Origin of the sequence: Phenylobacterium sp. (assembly GCF_004297125.1) — a bacterium.
Taxonomy (GTDB): Bacteria; Pseudomonadota; Alphaproteobacteria; order Caulobacterales; family Caulobacteraceae; genus Phenylobacterium.
Window position 1 is genome coordinate 40,430 of the sequence record NZ_SCVD01000021.1, and the last position, 14,162, is coordinate 54,591.

16 protein-coding genes are annotated in these 14,162 nt (G+C 70.0%); 9 read left to right on the forward strand and 7 right to left on the reverse strand.

All coding sequences use genetic code 11. The features are described 5' to 3' along the window. Positions 1 to 85: 85 nt before the first annotated feature. Entirely contained in the window at positions 86 to 2,002 is a 1,917-nt protein-coding gene (gene dnaK / locus EPO51_RS13250) for a molecular chaperone DnaK (protein WP_293351217.1), read from the reverse strand. A gap of 206 nt (positions 2,003 to 2,208) precedes the next feature. After that, positions 2,209 to 2,673, reverse strand: a complete 465-nt coding sequence (locus EPO51_RS13255) for a hypothetical protein (RefSeq protein WP_293351219.1) — start codon at positions 2,671 to 2,673, stop codon at positions 2,209 to 2,211. Positions 2,674 to 2,761: 88 nt separating this feature from the next. Here EPO51_RS13255 and EPO51_RS13260 point away from each other — a divergent pair, with 88 nt between their 5' ends. After that, a complete protein-coding gene (locus tag EPO51_RS13260) occupies positions 2,762 to 3,634 on the forward strand; it encodes a dienelactone hydrolase family protein (protein WP_293351221.1) in 873 nt (290 codons plus the stop codon). Here EPO51_RS13260 and EPO51_RS13265 read toward each other — a convergent pair. Continuing rightward, positions 3,631 to 4,038, reverse strand: a complete 408-nt coding sequence (locus tag EPO51_RS13265) for a hypothetical protein (protein WP_293351223.1) — start codon at positions 4,036 to 4,038, stop codon at positions 3,631 to 3,633. The two genes, EPO51_RS13260 and EPO51_RS13265, sit on opposite strands and share 4 nt — an antisense overlap. Positions 4,039 to 4,181: 143 nt before the next feature. Between EPO51_RS13265 and EPO51_RS13270 the strand changes: the two genes are divergently transcribed. Next, positions 4,182 to 6,533, forward strand: a complete 2,352-nt coding sequence (locus EPO51_RS13270; RefSeq protein WP_293351225.1) for an FtsK/SpoIIIE family DNA translocase — start codon at positions 4,182 to 4,184, stop codon at positions 6,531 to 6,533. Here the strand turns inward: EPO51_RS13270 and EPO51_RS13275 are convergent. Then, on the reverse strand, positions 6,530 to 6,784 hold the full coding sequence (locus EPO51_RS13275) for a UvrB/UvrC motif-containing protein (RefSeq protein ID WP_293351227.1): 255 nt from the start codon (positions 6,782 to 6,784) through the stop codon (positions 6,530 to 6,532). The genes EPO51_RS13270 and EPO51_RS13275 overlap by 4 nt on opposite strands. Before the next feature lie 53 nt (positions 6,785 to 6,837). Here EPO51_RS13275 and EPO51_RS13280 point away from each other — a divergent pair, with 53 nt between their 5' ends. From EPO51_RS13280 to EPO51_RS13290, 3 genes are all read left to right on the forward strand, one after another. Beyond that, a complete protein-coding gene (locus EPO51_RS13280) occupies positions 6,838 to 7,557 on the forward strand; it encodes a ribonuclease T2 family protein (protein ID WP_293351229.1) in 720 nt (239 codons plus the stop codon). Between the two features lie 94 nt (positions 7,558 to 7,651). Then, positions 7,652 to 8,287 carry a LolA family protein gene (locus tag EPO51_RS13285; protein WP_293351231.1) on the forward strand — a complete coding sequence of 212 codons (636 nt, stop codon included), beginning with the start codon at positions 7,652 to 7,654 and terminating at the stop codon, positions 8,285 to 8,287. 224 nt (positions 8,288 to 8,511) lie between these two features. Continuing rightward, positions 8,512 to 9,318, forward strand: coding sequence for an exodeoxyribonuclease III (locus EPO51_RS13290; RefSeq protein ID WP_293351233.1), 807 nt, complete (start codon positions 8,512 to 8,514; stop codon positions 9,316 to 9,318). Between the two features lies 1 nt (position 9,319). On the opposite strand, the gene EPO51_RS13295 is transcribed toward EPO51_RS13290, so the two are convergent. Further along, positions 9,320 to 10,003, reverse strand: a complete 684-nt coding sequence (locus EPO51_RS13295) for a response regulator transcription factor (protein ID WP_293351234.1) — start codon at positions 10,001 to 10,003, stop codon at positions 9,320 to 9,322. 54 nt (positions 10,004 to 10,057) lie between these two features. On the opposite strand from EPO51_RS13295, the gene EPO51_RS13300 reads away from it, so the two are divergent. From EPO51_RS13300 to EPO51_RS13310, 3 genes are read left to right on the forward strand one after another with little or no spacing between them, the layout of a single operon-like run. Then, entirely contained in the window at positions 10,058 to 10,561 is a 504-nt protein-coding gene (locus EPO51_RS13300; protein ID WP_293351236.1) for a L,D-transpeptidase family protein, read from the forward strand. Position 10,562: 1 nt separating this feature from the next. Next, positions 10,563 to 11,237 (forward strand): helix-turn-helix domain-containing protein, encoded by a 675-nt coding sequence (locus EPO51_RS13305; protein ID WP_293351238.1) that lies wholly within the window; start codon positions 10,563 to 10,565, stop codon positions 11,235 to 11,237. 20 nt (positions 11,238 to 11,257) lie between these two features. Next, positions 11,258 to 12,385, forward strand: a complete 1,128-nt coding sequence (locus EPO51_RS13310; protein ID WP_293351240.1) for a hypothetical protein — start codon at positions 11,258 to 11,260, stop codon at positions 12,383 to 12,385. On the opposite strand, the gene EPO51_RS13315 is transcribed toward EPO51_RS13310, so the two are convergent. After that, complete coding sequence (locus EPO51_RS13315; protein WP_293351242.1) at positions 12,375 to 13,031, reverse strand: YggS family pyridoxal phosphate-dependent enzyme; 657 nt, start codon at positions 13,029 to 13,031, stop codon at positions 12,375 to 12,377. The two genes, EPO51_RS13310 and EPO51_RS13315, sit on opposite strands and share 11 nt — an antisense overlap. A 55-nt stretch (positions 13,032 to 13,086) precedes the next feature. Between EPO51_RS13315 and EPO51_RS13320 the strand changes: the two genes are divergently transcribed. Next, positions 13,087 to 13,632, forward strand: coding sequence for a thiamine phosphate synthase (locus EPO51_RS13320; RefSeq protein ID WP_293351244.1), 546 nt, complete (start codon positions 13,087 to 13,089; stop codon positions 13,630 to 13,632). Here EPO51_RS13320 and EPO51_RS13325 read toward each other — a convergent pair. After that, positions 13,622 to 14,011 carry an NtrZ family periplasmic regulatory protein gene (locus tag EPO51_RS13325; RefSeq protein WP_293351246.1) on the reverse strand — a complete coding sequence of 130 codons (390 nt, stop codon included), beginning with the start codon at positions 14,009 to 14,011 and terminating at the stop codon, positions 13,622 to 13,624. The genes EPO51_RS13320 and EPO51_RS13325 overlap by 11 nt on opposite strands. Between the last annotated feature and the right edge of the window lie 151 nt (positions 14,012 to 14,162).

Below are 14,162 nucleotides of genomic sequence, written 5' to 3' on the forward strand. Positions count from 1 at the left end.
GCCTCTAGTCCCGCGAAAGCGGCGGCGACGTCCCCATGGCCCTCCTCATCGCACTTGCTTCCGAGGAGGGCCATGAGGTGCGTTGTCACGCCGACTTCTTGCCGTCGCCGTCGACTTCCTCGAACTCCGCGTCGACCACGTCGTCCGAAGATTCGCCGGCGCCCGAGGCGGTGGCGTCTTCGGCCCCGCCATCGCCCTGCTGGGCCTTGTACATCGCCTCGCCCAGCTTCATCGAAGCCTGGATGAGGGTCTGGGTCTTGGCCGAGATCGCGTCCGCGTCACCCGACTCAAGCGACCCCTTCAGGTCGTCCAGCGCCGTCTGGATGGCGGTCCGCTCGACTTCCGAGACCTTGTCGCCGTGCTCGGCGAGGGCCTTTTCCGAGGAGTGGATGACGGCGTCGGCCTGGTTCTTGGCTTCCACCGCCGCCTTGCGCTTCTCGTCGTCCGCCTTGTTGGACTCGGCTTCCTTGACCATGGCGTCGATGTCCGCGTCCGAAAGGCCGCCGTTGGCCTGGATGCGGATCGACTGTTCCTTGGACGTGGCCTTGTCGCGGGCCGAGACGTTGACGATGCCGTTGGCGTCGATGTCGAAGGTCACCTCGACCTGCGGCACGCCCCGCGGCGCCGGCGGGATGCCGACCAGGTCGAACTGGCCCAGCATCTTGTTGTCCTGCGCCATCGGGCGTTCGCCCTGGAAGACCCGGATCGTCACGGCCGACTGGTTGTCGTCCGCCGTCGAGAAGGTCTGGGACCGCTTGGTCGGGATCGTGGTGTTGCGCTCGATCAGCGGGGTGAACACGCCACCCAGAGTCTCGATGCCCAGGGTCAGGGGGGTCACGTCCAGCAGCAGGACGTCCTTCACCTCGCCGCCCAGCACGCCGGCCTGGACCGCGGCGCCCAGCGCCACGACCTCGTCCGGGTTCACGCCGGTGTGCGGCTCACGGCCGAAGAACGCCTTCACCGTCTCGACGACCTTGGGCATGCGGGTCATGCCGCCGACCAGGATCACCTCGTCGATGTCGCCCTTCTTCAGGCCGGCGTCCTTCAGCGCCTGTTCACAGGGCCCGACAGTCTTGGCGATCAGGTCCTCGACCAGGGCTTCCAGCTTGGCGCGCGACAGCTTGATGTTGAGGTGCAGCGGACCCGACGCGTTCATCGAGATGAAGGGCAGGTTCACTTCGTACTGGGTGGTGAAGCTGAGTTCCTTCTTGGCCTTTTCGCCCTCTTCCTTGAGGCGCTGCAGGGCCAGCTTGTCCTTGCGCAGGTCGACGCTGTTCTCTTTCTTGAACTCGTCGGCCAGGTAGTCGACGATGCGCATGTCGAAGTCCTCACCGCCGAGGAACGTGTCCCCGTTGGTCGACTTCACCTCGAACACGCCGTCGCCGATCTCCAGCACCGAGACGTCGAAGGTGCCGCCGCCCAGGTCGTAGACGGCGATCTTCTTGCCGTCGTTCTTCTCCAGGCCATAGGCCAGGGCCGCGGCGGTCGGCTCGTTGATGATCCGCAGGACCTCGAGGCCGGCGATCTTGCCGGCGTCCTTGGTCGCCTGCCGCTGGGCATCGTTGAAGTAGGCCGGGACGGTGATGACCGCCTTGTCGACCTTCTCGCCCAGGTGCTGCTCGGCGGCTTCCTTCATCTTCTGAAGGATGAAGGCCGAGACCTGCTGCGGCGAATAATCCTTGCCGTGCGCCTTCACCCAGGCGTCGCCGGTCGGGCCCTTCACGATGTCATAGGGCACCATGCCCTTGTCCTTCGCGACCACGGGGTCGTCGAAGTTGCGGCCGATCAGGCGCTTGATCGCGAACAGCGTGTTCGAAGGGTTGGTCACCGCCTGGCGCTTGGCCGGCTGGCCGACGAGGCGCTCGCCGTCGTCCATGAAGGCCACCACCGATGGAGTGGTCCGCGCGCCTTCGGCGTTCTCGATCACTTTCGGCGTCTTGCCGTCCATGATGGCCACGCACGAGTTGGTCGTGCCGAGGTCGATGCCGATGATCCTGCTCATAGCCTTGGTCTACTCGCTCCTTGCTTGGCGAACGTCGCGGGTTGGGCCTTCTACTGAAGCGCCCGGGCAATTGCGACGCCCCCGGTTCGATTGTCTCCCGTCCGGCTTCCGTCTTTCCGTTCGCGGAAGCCAGCGTCGAGAGCCGATATGGGGGAAATTGCGGGGGCTGCAAGAGCGAAAGCCCCTAATCCGATCAAGGGCATGACTCATGTTTGCCGCCATTGCGCGCTGGCCGCGGCGTAAAGGGGCGCCGGATGCGGCGTCTCGCCGCCCCTCGACGCGATGAAGGCGTGCTCCACCACCATGGCCTGCTGCTCGATGTTCATCGCCGTGAACGCCCTTCCGCCCTGGAGGTCGTAGGCGTAGGACGCCAGGCTGTCGCCCGCTTTGATCTTGGCCAAAATCAGCGAGACTCCATGCTGCGCCTGCCAGACGTGGGTCAGCTCATGCACGAACACCGCCTGGACCCGCAGCGGAACCTGCGGCGCGGCGAAGTCCGGCCGCACGGTCGCCGCGGGCCAGACGATCAGCCCGGGCCCGGCCACGAAGGCGCGGCGCCACAGCGGAATGGCGAAGATCCGCACCCGGCCGGCGTCCAGGCCCGCGCCGAACATCTCGGCGGCGAAGCCCCGCTCGCCGGCGGTCAGCGGGCGCGAGGCGAGCGGTTTCATGCCGGACGTGGTCATGGACGGTTGACGCAATGGCGGGCTGTCGGTTCCGTGGCCACCATCACCCCTGCCGCAGCATAAGGAAACGCCCATGGTCACGCTCACCCGCCCCGACGGCACGCGCCCCGAAGACGTCCACCTGTCGCGGCGCGGCCTGACGCTGGCGCTGACCGGCGGCTATGCGCTGGCCGCCTGGTCGGCCGAGGCCGCGCCGATCAAGACCGACGGCGCGGGGCTGGTCCAGAGCATGGTGCAGATCAAGGCGCCCGACCGGGAGATCCCGGCGTTCATCGCGCGGCCGGCGAAGTCGGGGAAATTCCCCAGCGTCGTGCTGATCTCCGAGATCTTCGGCCTGCACGAGTATATCCGCGACACCGCCCGGCGGCTGGCCAAGGCCGGCTACGCGGTCATCGCGCCGGACTTCTTCGTCCGCGCCGGCGACCCGTCGACCATGACCGACTTCCCGGCGATCATGAAGATCGTCGCCACCGCCACCGACGCCCAGGTGGCCGGCGACGTGGACGCCGCGCTCGCCTACCTCAAGGCCCAGCCGTGGGCCGACACCAACCGCGCCGCGATCACCGGGTTCTGCTGGGGCGGGTCCGTGGTCTGGGAAACGGTGGCGCGGCGGCCGGACTTCAAGGCCGGCGTCGCCTGGTACGGCCGGCTCGCCAGCGGCATGTCGCAGCCGGATCCCGGCGCCAAGAACCCGCTCGACGTCGTGAACGAACTGAAGGCGCCGGTGCTGGGCCTCTACGCTGAGAAGGACAGCGGCATCCCGCTCACCGACGTCGAGAAGATGAAGGCGGCCCTGAAGGCGGCCGGCAAGTCGGGAAGCGACATCGTCGTCTTCCCGGGCGCGCAGCACGGCTTCCACGCCGACTACCGCCCCTCCTACAACAAGGAGGCGGCCGATGACGGCTGGGCCAGGATGCTCGCGTTCTTCAAGAAGAACGGCGTCTAGAACGGCGGCTCTTCGACCTTCGGCGGGGGTGGGGCGGGGGCGACTTCGGCCGCCGCCGCCGGGGGCGGGGGCGCGATCACCGGGGCGGATTCCGGACCGGCCGGGGCGCCGTTCTCGGCCGCGGCCTTGGCCAGGGCGGCCGCTTCGGCCTTGGCCTTTTTCTGGGCGTCGAGGGCTGCCTGTTCTTCGGGCGTCAGCTCTTCCTTGTCCTGGGTCGCGCCGATGATCCGCTCGTCGGTGAGCGGCGTGGCGTCCTGCGCCTCCAGCACCTGACCAACGGCGCCGTCCGGCCGCTCGCCCGGCAACCGGCTGCGGGAGGGGGCGGTGATGGCGCCCAGGGCGAAGGCGCCGAGGCACGCGGCCACCAGGCCTGTGGCGACCACCTGCAGCACGGGACGGGGCATGGACCAGTTCATGACGGCCAAACTAGTGCGGTCGCGCGCCGCACGAAAGGCCGATCGCGCCGCCCCCGGATCACGGTAAACGCGCGATTAACGGTCCCTGCCGCAAACAGGGGTGATCGATTCAGTCTGGAGACCTTGGGCGCATGGCGCGGGCGGCGCGGAAAACCGGCGGGGAGCTTGCGCTCCACATCGCCAGGCTGACGTGGAACCATCCGGCGACGGCGCGCCTGCGCGGCGGGGTGACCGCCGCGTTCGGCGCCGCCCTGGCCGTGGCCTTCGCGACCTATAGCGCCGCCGACCCCAGCCTGAACGCCGCGGGCCCGACCCTGCCGCAGAACGCCCTGGGCGGTGCGGGCGCGGTGCTGGCCGACATCGGCGTGCAGTCCCTGGGCGTGACCGCGGGCCTCGCGGCGCTGCTGATCGTCACCTGCGGCCTGTCGCGGGTGGCCGACCCCGAGCCGGACCTGAGCCGGGGTCGCCTGCGCCTGCGCGCCGCCATCGGGACGCTGGGTGTGCTAGCCCTGGCCGGCGCGCTCGCCTGGGCGCCGATCCCGGCGGGCTGGCCGCTGGCCAAGGGCCTGGGCGGATTCTGGGGCGATGCGCTGCTCACGAGCTTCGCCGGCCTGATCGAATACGCCCGCCTGGCCTTCGGGACCACCATCGCGGGCTCGGTGCTCGCCGTCGGGGGCCTGGTCGCCTACGGCTATGGCCTGGGCCTTTCACGGGTGGACTTCCGCGGCGTGGCCGACGGCGTCGCCCATGCCCTCGCGCCGAAGCCGAAGCTCAAGGCCGCCAAGCCCGAACCCGCCGGGGCCGCAAAGGTCGCCCGCCGCAACAGGGCGCAGGATCCGGGGATCCCGGACGCCGCGCTGGATCCCGCGCCGATCCCCGTCGCCGCCGACGGTCCGGTCCTGCAGGTCAAGGCGCCGAAGCCCGCGCCCAAGGAGAGCGTCCGCGAACAGAAGGAGGCGCAGGCCACCTTCTCCTTCGCCCAGGAGGGCGGCTTCCAGCTTCCCGAACTGGCCATGCTGACCAAGGCCCCGCCGCGCGCCGCGCAGTATGACGAAGGGGCTCTGCGCCAGAACGCCCAGCTGCTGGAGAACGTGCTGGCCGAGTTCGGCGTGCGCGGGCAAGTGGACCAGATCCGCCCGGGCCCGGTCGTCACCCTCTACGAACTGGTGCCCGCCGCGGGCGTGAAGTCGGCCCGTGTCGTGGCCTTGGCCGACGATATCGCGCGCTCCATGAGCGTGGCCTCGGCCCGCGTCTCGGTGGTGCCCGGCCGCAACGCCATCGGCATCGAACTGCCCAACCAGCGCCGCGAGACGGTCTACCTGCGCGACCTGCTCGCCGCCGCCGAGTACGAGCGGGGCGGCCAGAACCTGCCCATGGCGCTGGGCGAGACCATCGGCGGCGAACCCTACATCGCCGACCTGGCCAAGATGCCCCACCTGCTGATCGCCGGCACCACCGGATCGGGCAAGTCGGTGGGGGTCAACGCCATGATCCTCTCGATCCTCTACCGCCTGCCGCCCGAGCAGTGCCGGATGATCATGATCGACCCCAAGATGCTGGAGCTCAGCGTCTACGACGGCATCCCGCACCTGCTGGCGCCCGTCGTGACCGACCCGAAGAAGGCCATCGTCGCGCTGAAGTGGACCGTGCGCGAGATGGAGGACCGCTATCGGCGCATGTCCAAGATCGGCGTCCGCAATGTCGCCTCCTACAACGAGCGCGCCCGCGAGGCCCTGGCCAAGGGTGAGCATTTCGAGCGGACGGTGCAGACAGGTTTCGACGAAGGCGGCCGCGCCACCTACGAGAGCGAGAAGATCCGGCCCGAGCCGATGCCCTATCTCGTCGTGATCATCGACGAGGTGGCCGACCTGATGATGGTGGCCGGCAAGGACATCGAAGGCGCCGTCCAGCGCCTGGCCCAGATGGCGCGGGCGGCCGGCATCCACCTGATCATGGCCACCCAGCGGCCGTCGGTGGACGTGATCACCGGGACCATCAAGGCCAACTTCCCGACCCGGATCAGCTTCCAGGTCACGTCCAAGATCGACAGCCGCACCATCCTGGGCGAGCAGGGCGCCGAGCAGCTGCTGGGGCAGGGCGACATGCTCTACATGGCGGGCGGCGGACGCATCACCCGCCTGCACGGCCCCTTCGTCTCGGACGGCGAGGTCGAGGCGGTGGCCAAGTTCCTGCGCGACCAGGGCACGCCCAGCTACCTGGACGAAGTCACCGCCGGCGGTGACGAGGACGGCGAAGAGGGCGACCTGGGCTTCGGCGGCGGGGAGGAGAGCAACGACCTCTACGACCGCGCGGTCGCAGTGGTCACCCGGGACGGCAAAGCCTCGACCAGCTACATCCAGCGCCGCCTGCAGATCGGCTACAACCGCGCCGCCTCGCTGATCGAGCGGATGGAGCAGGAAGGGGTCGTGGGCCCCGCCAACCACGCCGGCAAACGCGAGATCCTGGTCAGCGCGGCGCCTTAGCGGCTGCGCCTGCCGCCGGGCCTGTGGCCGCTGGTCATCGGGTCTGGCTTCTTGGGCAGCGGCCGCGTGGGATCGGGAACATAGCGCTCCTGGCTCGAGCCCAGGCCCATGCGGCCGGGCTTCTGCTCGCGCAGGCTCGTGTCGCCCGAGCGGATCCGGGCGATGGCGTCGCGCAGGGTCGCGGCGGTTTCGAAGTCGCCGGCCTCGGCCGCCTGCGCCATCCGCCGTTCCAGGTCCTCGATCATGCCCATGAGGCGAGATTAGCCGATTGCGCTGACGGGCGCGTCCCCGCTCTACTCGCCGCATGCGTTTCGTCCCGCCCCTCCTAGCCGCCCTCGTCCTTGCCGCCCCGGCCGCCCCGGCCGCTGCGGCGCCGTCGTGCCCGCGCCCGCCTGGCCTGGCCCCCGCGCCGGTCGAGGCCGTGGAACCGGGCGACATCGTCACCGGGATCCCCACCGCCTACTACCTGTTGGCGATCACCTGGACGCCCGACTGGCGGCGGATCAACGGCCAGACCAAGGCCGCCACGCCGATGATCGACGCCGAGATCCGTCCGCAGGGCTTCGCGCTGCACGGCCTTTGGCCCAACGGCAAGGTGGGGCCGCCCTACCCGCGCAACTGCCGCCCGGTCGGCACGATCGCTCCGGCCACCGTGAGCGCCATGTACTGCCGCACCCCGTCGGCGGCCCTGATGCAGCACGAGTGGCAGGCGCACGGCTCCTGCGGCTGGAAGACGCCCGCCGCCTACTTCCGCGACGCCGCCCGCCTCTACGACCGCGTGGCCCTGCCCAAGATCGAAGGTCTGCCCGACCTGACCGCCGGCGCGCTCCGTCGTGCCTTCGTGACCAGGAACCGCTGGCTGCCGGCCGAGGCGATCTTCGTCGCCACGGACAAAGAAGGCCGGCTGACGGAAGTCCGACTCTGCTACGATCTCGCCTACAGGCCCGCCGCGTGTCCGGGCGGCGCGGGGGCCGCGGACGACAAACGCATCGCTCTGACGCCCAGCACCACGGGCCGTTTCTAGGAACAAGACCCGAAGCTTGGGCGTTGCTCAGCGCCCCGCCAGCGCCCTAATGCGGCCCATCGGGCGGGCCATATCCTGCCGCATGGAGCCCAAGATGACCCTGACCAGACGCAGCCTGACGCTCGCGCTGGCCGCCGCCCCGCTCGCCGCCCCGGCCTTCGCGCAGGCGGCGCTGCCCGCCGCCGACCAGGCCCTGGTCGACCGAGCCGTCGCCTATCTGGAAGGCCTCAGCGAGGCCAAGGGCCGGTTCGTGCAGACCGACGGCCGCGGCCGCGTCACCACCGGCCAGCTGTTCATGAAGCGGCCCGGCAAGGCGCGGTTCGCCTACGATCCGCCCTCGGGCCTGCTGGTGGTCTCGGACGGCGGGGTCGTCTCGGTGCAGGACAAGCGCCTGAAGACCTTCGACCAGTACCCGTTGGGCGCGACGCCGCTGTCGCTGTTCCTGGCCAGGACCATCCGGCTGGACCGGGGCGTGACGATCACGCGGGTCGCCCGTATGGCCGATGGGTTCTCGATCACCGCCCGGGACGGAAAGAAGGAAACCGCCGGCGCGATCACGCTCAGCTTCACCGAGGCGCCCCTGGCCCTGGCCGGCTGGACGGTGACCGACGCGCAGAACCGGCCCACCCGCGTCCAGCTTCAGGGCCTGGAGCGCACCGCGGGCCTGGACCGCTCGCTGTTCGTGCTGAAGGACCCGCGTCCCAAGAACCCTGGCAGAGGAAAGGTTTAGGTTGCAAAAAGTGTGCCCTCATCGACACACGCAAGCGTTACCACGAAAGACCTTTGACATTCTGTCATAGTGTGGCGATATTATCACTACGTCGTCGGCGCGCCGGTCGTGTCGACGAAGTCCGTGCCGGAACCTATCCCCTCCCGGCGGCGGCATGAGAGACAACTCTTACGGCCCGGGCGCACGCCATGCGCCCGGGCTTTCTTTTGGTCTAAAGAACCCTGATGCGACTTCGAATCTGCACCTGGAACGTGAACTCTGTCCGACTGCGCGCGGAGCAGGCGGCCCGCTTCGTCCAGGAACAGGCGCCGGACATCCTGTGCATGCAGGAGATCAAGTGCCGCGAGGGCGAGTTTCCGGTGAACGCCTTCAAGGACATGGGCCTGCCCTACCTGAAGATCGCCGGCCAGAAGGGCTGGCACGGCGTGGCCATCGCCTCACGCCTGCCGATCGAAGACGCCCCGCCGCTGGACGTCTGCCGCGAGAAGCACGCCCGCTGCGTCGGCGGCGTCATCGCCGGCGTCGAGGTGCACAACTTCTACATCCCCGCCGGCGGGGACACGCCCGACCGCGTCGAGAACCCGAAGTTCGACCACAAGCTCGACTTCTACGAGAAGCTGACCGCCGAGCTCGGCACGCGGGATCCCGCGGCGCCGCTGGCCATCGTCGGCGACCTGAACGTGGCCCCCGGCGAGTTCGACGTCTGGAACCACAAGTACATGTCCAAGATCGTCAGCCACACCCCGGTGGAGATCGAGGCGTTCCGCAAGCTGGAAGCCTCGCTGGGTTTCATCGACCTGATGCGCGAGGCGACGCCGGAGCCGACCAAGCTGGCGTCCTGGTGGAGCTACCGCGCCGCCGACTTCCGCCAGTCCAACCGCGGCCTGCGCCTGGACCACATCCTGGTGACCCCCGGCCTGCGCGACGCCGCCTTCCGTCTGGGCGCGCCCGCCACCCGCATCCACGACGATGTGCGGGCATGGGAGCGACCGAGCGACCACGCGCCCGTCAGCGCGGATTTGGTGCTGTAAGCTAAGGCGCCAGTTTGTAGCCGCCCTGCTCGGTCAGCAGCAGGCGGGCGTTGGCCGGGTCGGACTCGATCTTCTGGCGCAGGCGGTAGACGTGGGTCTCCAGGGTGTGGGTGGTCACCCCGGCGTTGTAGCCCCACACCTCGGCCAGCAGCTCCTCGCGCGACACGGCCTTCTCGCCCGCGCGGTAGAGGTACTTCAGGATGTTCGTCTCTTTCTCGGTGAGACGGATCTTCTTGCCCTTCTCGTCCACCAGCAGCTTGGCGGCGGGCCGGAACTCGTAAACGCCCAGCCGGAAGATCGCGCCCTCAGAGTGCTCATAGTCGCGGAGCTGGGCGCGGATGCGGGCCAGCAGCACCGCGAACTTGTAGGGCTTGGTGACGTAGTCGTTGGCGCCGCTCTCCAGCCCCATGACCGTATCGTCGTCGGTCGAGGCGGCGGTGAGCATGATGACGGGCGTGGTCACCCCATCCTCGCGCATGCGCTTGCAGGCCTCACGGCCGTCCATGTCCGGCAGGTCGACGTCGAGCAGGATCAGATCCGGCTTGGCGTCCCGCGCCTGGCGAATGCCGTCGCCTGCGGTTTCGGCCTCGACGGTGTCGAAGGCTTCGGCCTGCAGTTGTTCGGCGATCGCCCCGCGAAGGTCCTGGTCGTCGTCGACGATGAGGAGGGTCTTGCGTTGAGCCATGAGCGGCAACAAACACCATGTGTTGGGTTCGCGGCAAAGGGTTTCGAGGTTCCATTGATCTTCGTGGCGACATCCGACGGCTGGCTCGACCTCGGCGAGCGCAAGGTGCGGTGCGCCCTGGGCCCCGCCGGCGTGATCCCCGCGGCCGCCAAACGCGAGGGCGATGGCGCGTCGCCGGCCGGCGTCTGGCCGATCCGCGAGATTCTCTACCGCCCCGACCGCGGCCCGCCGCCGGCCAGCGCCATCCGCGTGCGCTGCATGGCCGAGGACGATGGCTGGTGCGACGACCCGGCGGACCCCGAGTACAACCGCCCGGTGAAGCTGCCCTATCCCGCCGGCGCCGAGCGGCTCTGGCGGGAAGACGGCGTCTACGACATCGTCGTGACCCTGGGCTACAACGACGACCCGCCCGTCGCGGGCATGGGCTCTGCGATCTTCCTGCACATCTGCCGGCCGGGCTATCCGCCTACCGAAGGCTGCGTGGCGGTGACCCGCGCCGACCTGGAGGCGCTGTTGGCCGTGGCCCGGCCCGGCGACGCCGTCGAGATCCGTAGCTAGCATGGCCCATCCGCCCCTTCGCCAGGGCCTCGCGGGCGGTGACCTGGCCCGCCACCGCCACGCGGAGGGCTATCTGGCCGTGGTGCTGAGCGGCGGCTACGAAGAGGCGGGCGAGGGCGGCCGGCGCCAGGTGGCGCCCGGCGACGTGATCGTCCACCACCCCTTCGAGGCGCATCTGAACCGCGTGCGGTCCCGCGGTGCGGTGGTGCTGAACCTGCCCCTGCTGGCTTGGCTGCCGGCCGGTTTCGGCCGGGTCGCCGATCCCGACGAGGTCGCCCGGGCCGCCGAGCGCGACCCCATGGCGGCGTTCCACGCGCTGGAGGCCGCCTTCACGCCCGCGCCGTCGCACGGCTCCGACTGGCCCGACGACCTGGCGCGGCTGCTCGCCGCCGAACCCGCCAACCTCCAGGCCTGGGCCGAGGCGCGTGGTCTCTCGGCCGAGCACCTGTCGCGCGGGTTCCGAAAGGTCTTCGGAGTGGCGCCCCAGCGTTTCGGCCTGGAAGCGCGGGCCCGCGCCGCCGCCGCCGATGCGGCGAGCTCGAAAGCGTCACTGGCCAGCATCGCCTTCGATCGGGGCTTCGCCGACCAGGCGCACATGACGCGCGCGGTGGCCGCCGTGACCGGCCGCACCCCCGGCGCCTGGCGCGTATCAAGCCCGTTCAAGACCCCCGCCTGATCTCCCGCCATCTGTCGGGCATGAACCGCCGCCAGCTCCTTGCCGCCGCCACGGCCGCGGCCCTGCCGCTTCCCGCCCTCGCCGCCATCCGCACTCAATGGAAGGTCAGAGGGTCGGAGGGCTTCGACGCCCTTTGCTTCCTGGGCCCGCTCTCGGGCAAGCCGCTCTACACGCGCTACTACGAAGCCGAACTGGCCGAGCTCCGGCCGAAGTTCGCCGCCCAGGCCGCCCTGGACCGGCTTCAGAAGCTGGCCGACGCCAAGGGCTGGCTGCTCGCCCCCGGCCTTTGCACCCTGCTGTCCGCCGCGCCGGACGCGACCCTGGACGACATTCTCCTCTCGGTTCGCGAGGCCGAGACCCGAGTGCTGCCGACCTACAGGGCCAGCGAATATTGGGACCAGGAGAACTGGGACCTGCTGCTCGCCGGCCGCGCCGACCTGCTGGCGGCGCTGGAGGGCCTGCGCGACGCCGGCTTTCCGGACTTCCGCCGGCGCTTCGTGGCCGCGCGGCTGGAGGCGAGGATCCCGGCCCTGTCCACGCGCCTCGCCTCCATGGACGTCATCGCCGAGCAGGAGCGCCTGATCGGCCGCAAGCTGGACCCCGGCATCGAGATCGTCCTGCTGTGGTTCTCCAAGCCGCACGGGACCCGCATCCAGGGCCAGCGGTTCCTCAGCCACGTCGATTACCCCGACGAACTGACCATCCGCATCGCCGGCCACGAGATCCTGCATCCGCCGTTCCCGATGGACGGCCCCGCCGCCAAGGCCGCCATCGCCCTGCTGGAACGCGACCCGCTAATGGTCCGCATCCTGAAGGAGCATGACCCGGCGTTCGGCTACAACACCATGGAAGGCATCCTCAACGAGGACACCGTGGAGGCCTTGGACCAGCTCATCGCGGAGCGCCTGGGGGTCTCGCGCCCGCCCGCGAAGCGCTGGGCCGAGGCGGACGACGGCATGCACGTCCTGGCCGCCGGCCTCTATGGCATGCTGAAGGCCGAGGGCTACGACCGCACCGGCGGGAACATCGAGACCTGGATGGCCCTGGCGGTGAAGTCGGGGAAACTGGCGCCGGCCAGCCTGCACGCCTCGGCCGCGGCGGTGCTGGGCCTCCCCGCCGACCAGCTCTGGCCCAGGCCTAAGACCTGACGCCGAACACCGCCGAGCCCACGCGCACGCTGGTGGCGCCGAAGCGGATCGCCGTCTCGAAGTCGCCGCTCATGCCCATGGAGAGCTTCGCGAGACCGTTTCGAGCGGCGATCTTCCGCAGCAGCGCGAAATGCGGGCCGGCGGGTTCATCGGCCGGGGGAATGCACATCAGGCCTTCCGGCTGCAGGCCGTAGGTCCCGCGGCAGGTGGTGATGAAGGCGTCGGCGTCGGCGGGGAGCACGCCCGCCTTCTGCTCCTCCTCGCCGGTGTTCACCTGGACGTAGAACCGGGGCGAACGGCCCTGCTTCTGGACCTCCTCGGCCAGCACCCGGGCCAGCTTCTCGCGATCGACGCTCTCGATGACGTCGAAGAAGGCCACCGCCTCCCTGGCCTTGTTGGTCTGCAGGGGGCCGATCAGGTGCAGGGTCAGGCCATCCGCCCGGTTCTCCCAGCGGGCCATCGCCTCCTGGACCCGGTTCTCGCCGAACACCCGCTGCCCGGCCTCGAGCACCGGCTGGATGGCCTCCCAGGGCTGCATCTTCGAGACCGCGACCAGGGTCACGTCCGCGGGATCGCGCCCGGCGGCTTGCGCGGCGCGGGCGATCCGGGCCACGACATCGGCATAGGCTTCTGGAGCGGCGCTCATTTCGGACTTCTGGACCCTTCAACGGACGGCTCGGCTTCTACCGAGGCGCCGGTCCATGCGGAAGGCCCTGCCGGCGCTGCTGTTCTTCACCGATCCCCGACGGACGCCGGACGCCGAGGCGGTTGCGGCCCGTCTGGCGATGGGAAACGCCATCGTCTACCGCCACTTCGGCGCGGCTGACGCCGAGGCCCGCGCCCTCCGGCTCAGGGCCATAGCCCGCGCCCGGGGCCTGAAGCTGCTGATCGGCCAGGACGTCGCCCTGGCCCGCCGGGTCGGCGCGGACGGCGTCCACCTGCCCGAGCGCCTTGCCCACCACGCCGTGGGCCTGAAACGCGCCCATCCCGGCTGGATCGTCACCTCGGCCGCCCATTCCCTCGCCGGCGCGCGGGCCAGCGGGGCCGACGCGGTGGTGATCTCTGTCGCGTTCCCGTCGAAGAGCGGGTCCGCGGGCCCGGCGCTGGGGGCCGTCCGCCTGGCGGCCCTGGTCCGCGCCGCGGGACGGCCGGCCTATGCGCTGGGGGGTGTGAACGAAAAAACGGCCCGCCGCCTCAAGGACGCGGGCCTGGTCGGACTGGCGGCCGTGGACGGCCTTAGAACTTGAAGGTGGACTCCAGCCGCACCTTGGGCTGGTCGGCCGGGCGCGAGGCGTTGCGCCGCGGGGTGAGGTCCTGTTCGCCCAGCGCCACCGAACCACCGACCCGCACCGACGGCGTGATCCGGAAGTAGGCCCCGGCCGAGACGTCATTCGGCACAGCCGGGCGGCCATCGGGCTGCTGGATGTCGAGGGTGAAGCCGAAACGGCCCTTGGAGGCGTCCCACTTCATGTTGCGGCCCGGATTGGGGGCCGCGGTCATCGGCTCGGACTTCACGGTGAAGTCCATGGGCTTGGCCGGCGCCTTGTCGGCCGCAGACGCGACGCCGCCCGCCGCGCTGATCAGCGCGGCTGCAACAATCACGACGCTCAAGCGGCGCTTGGACATGACAACCTATATGGCCCCAACGGTCGGCAATTGCGACTTGGCCCTAGAGCACAGCTTCGCGATTGCCATCGCATTAAGGCGCGCGAAGTTTCCGGGTCAACGGGACTCGCCCTTCGCGTGCTCTCTTAAGCATAAGATGCTTCGATTGTGT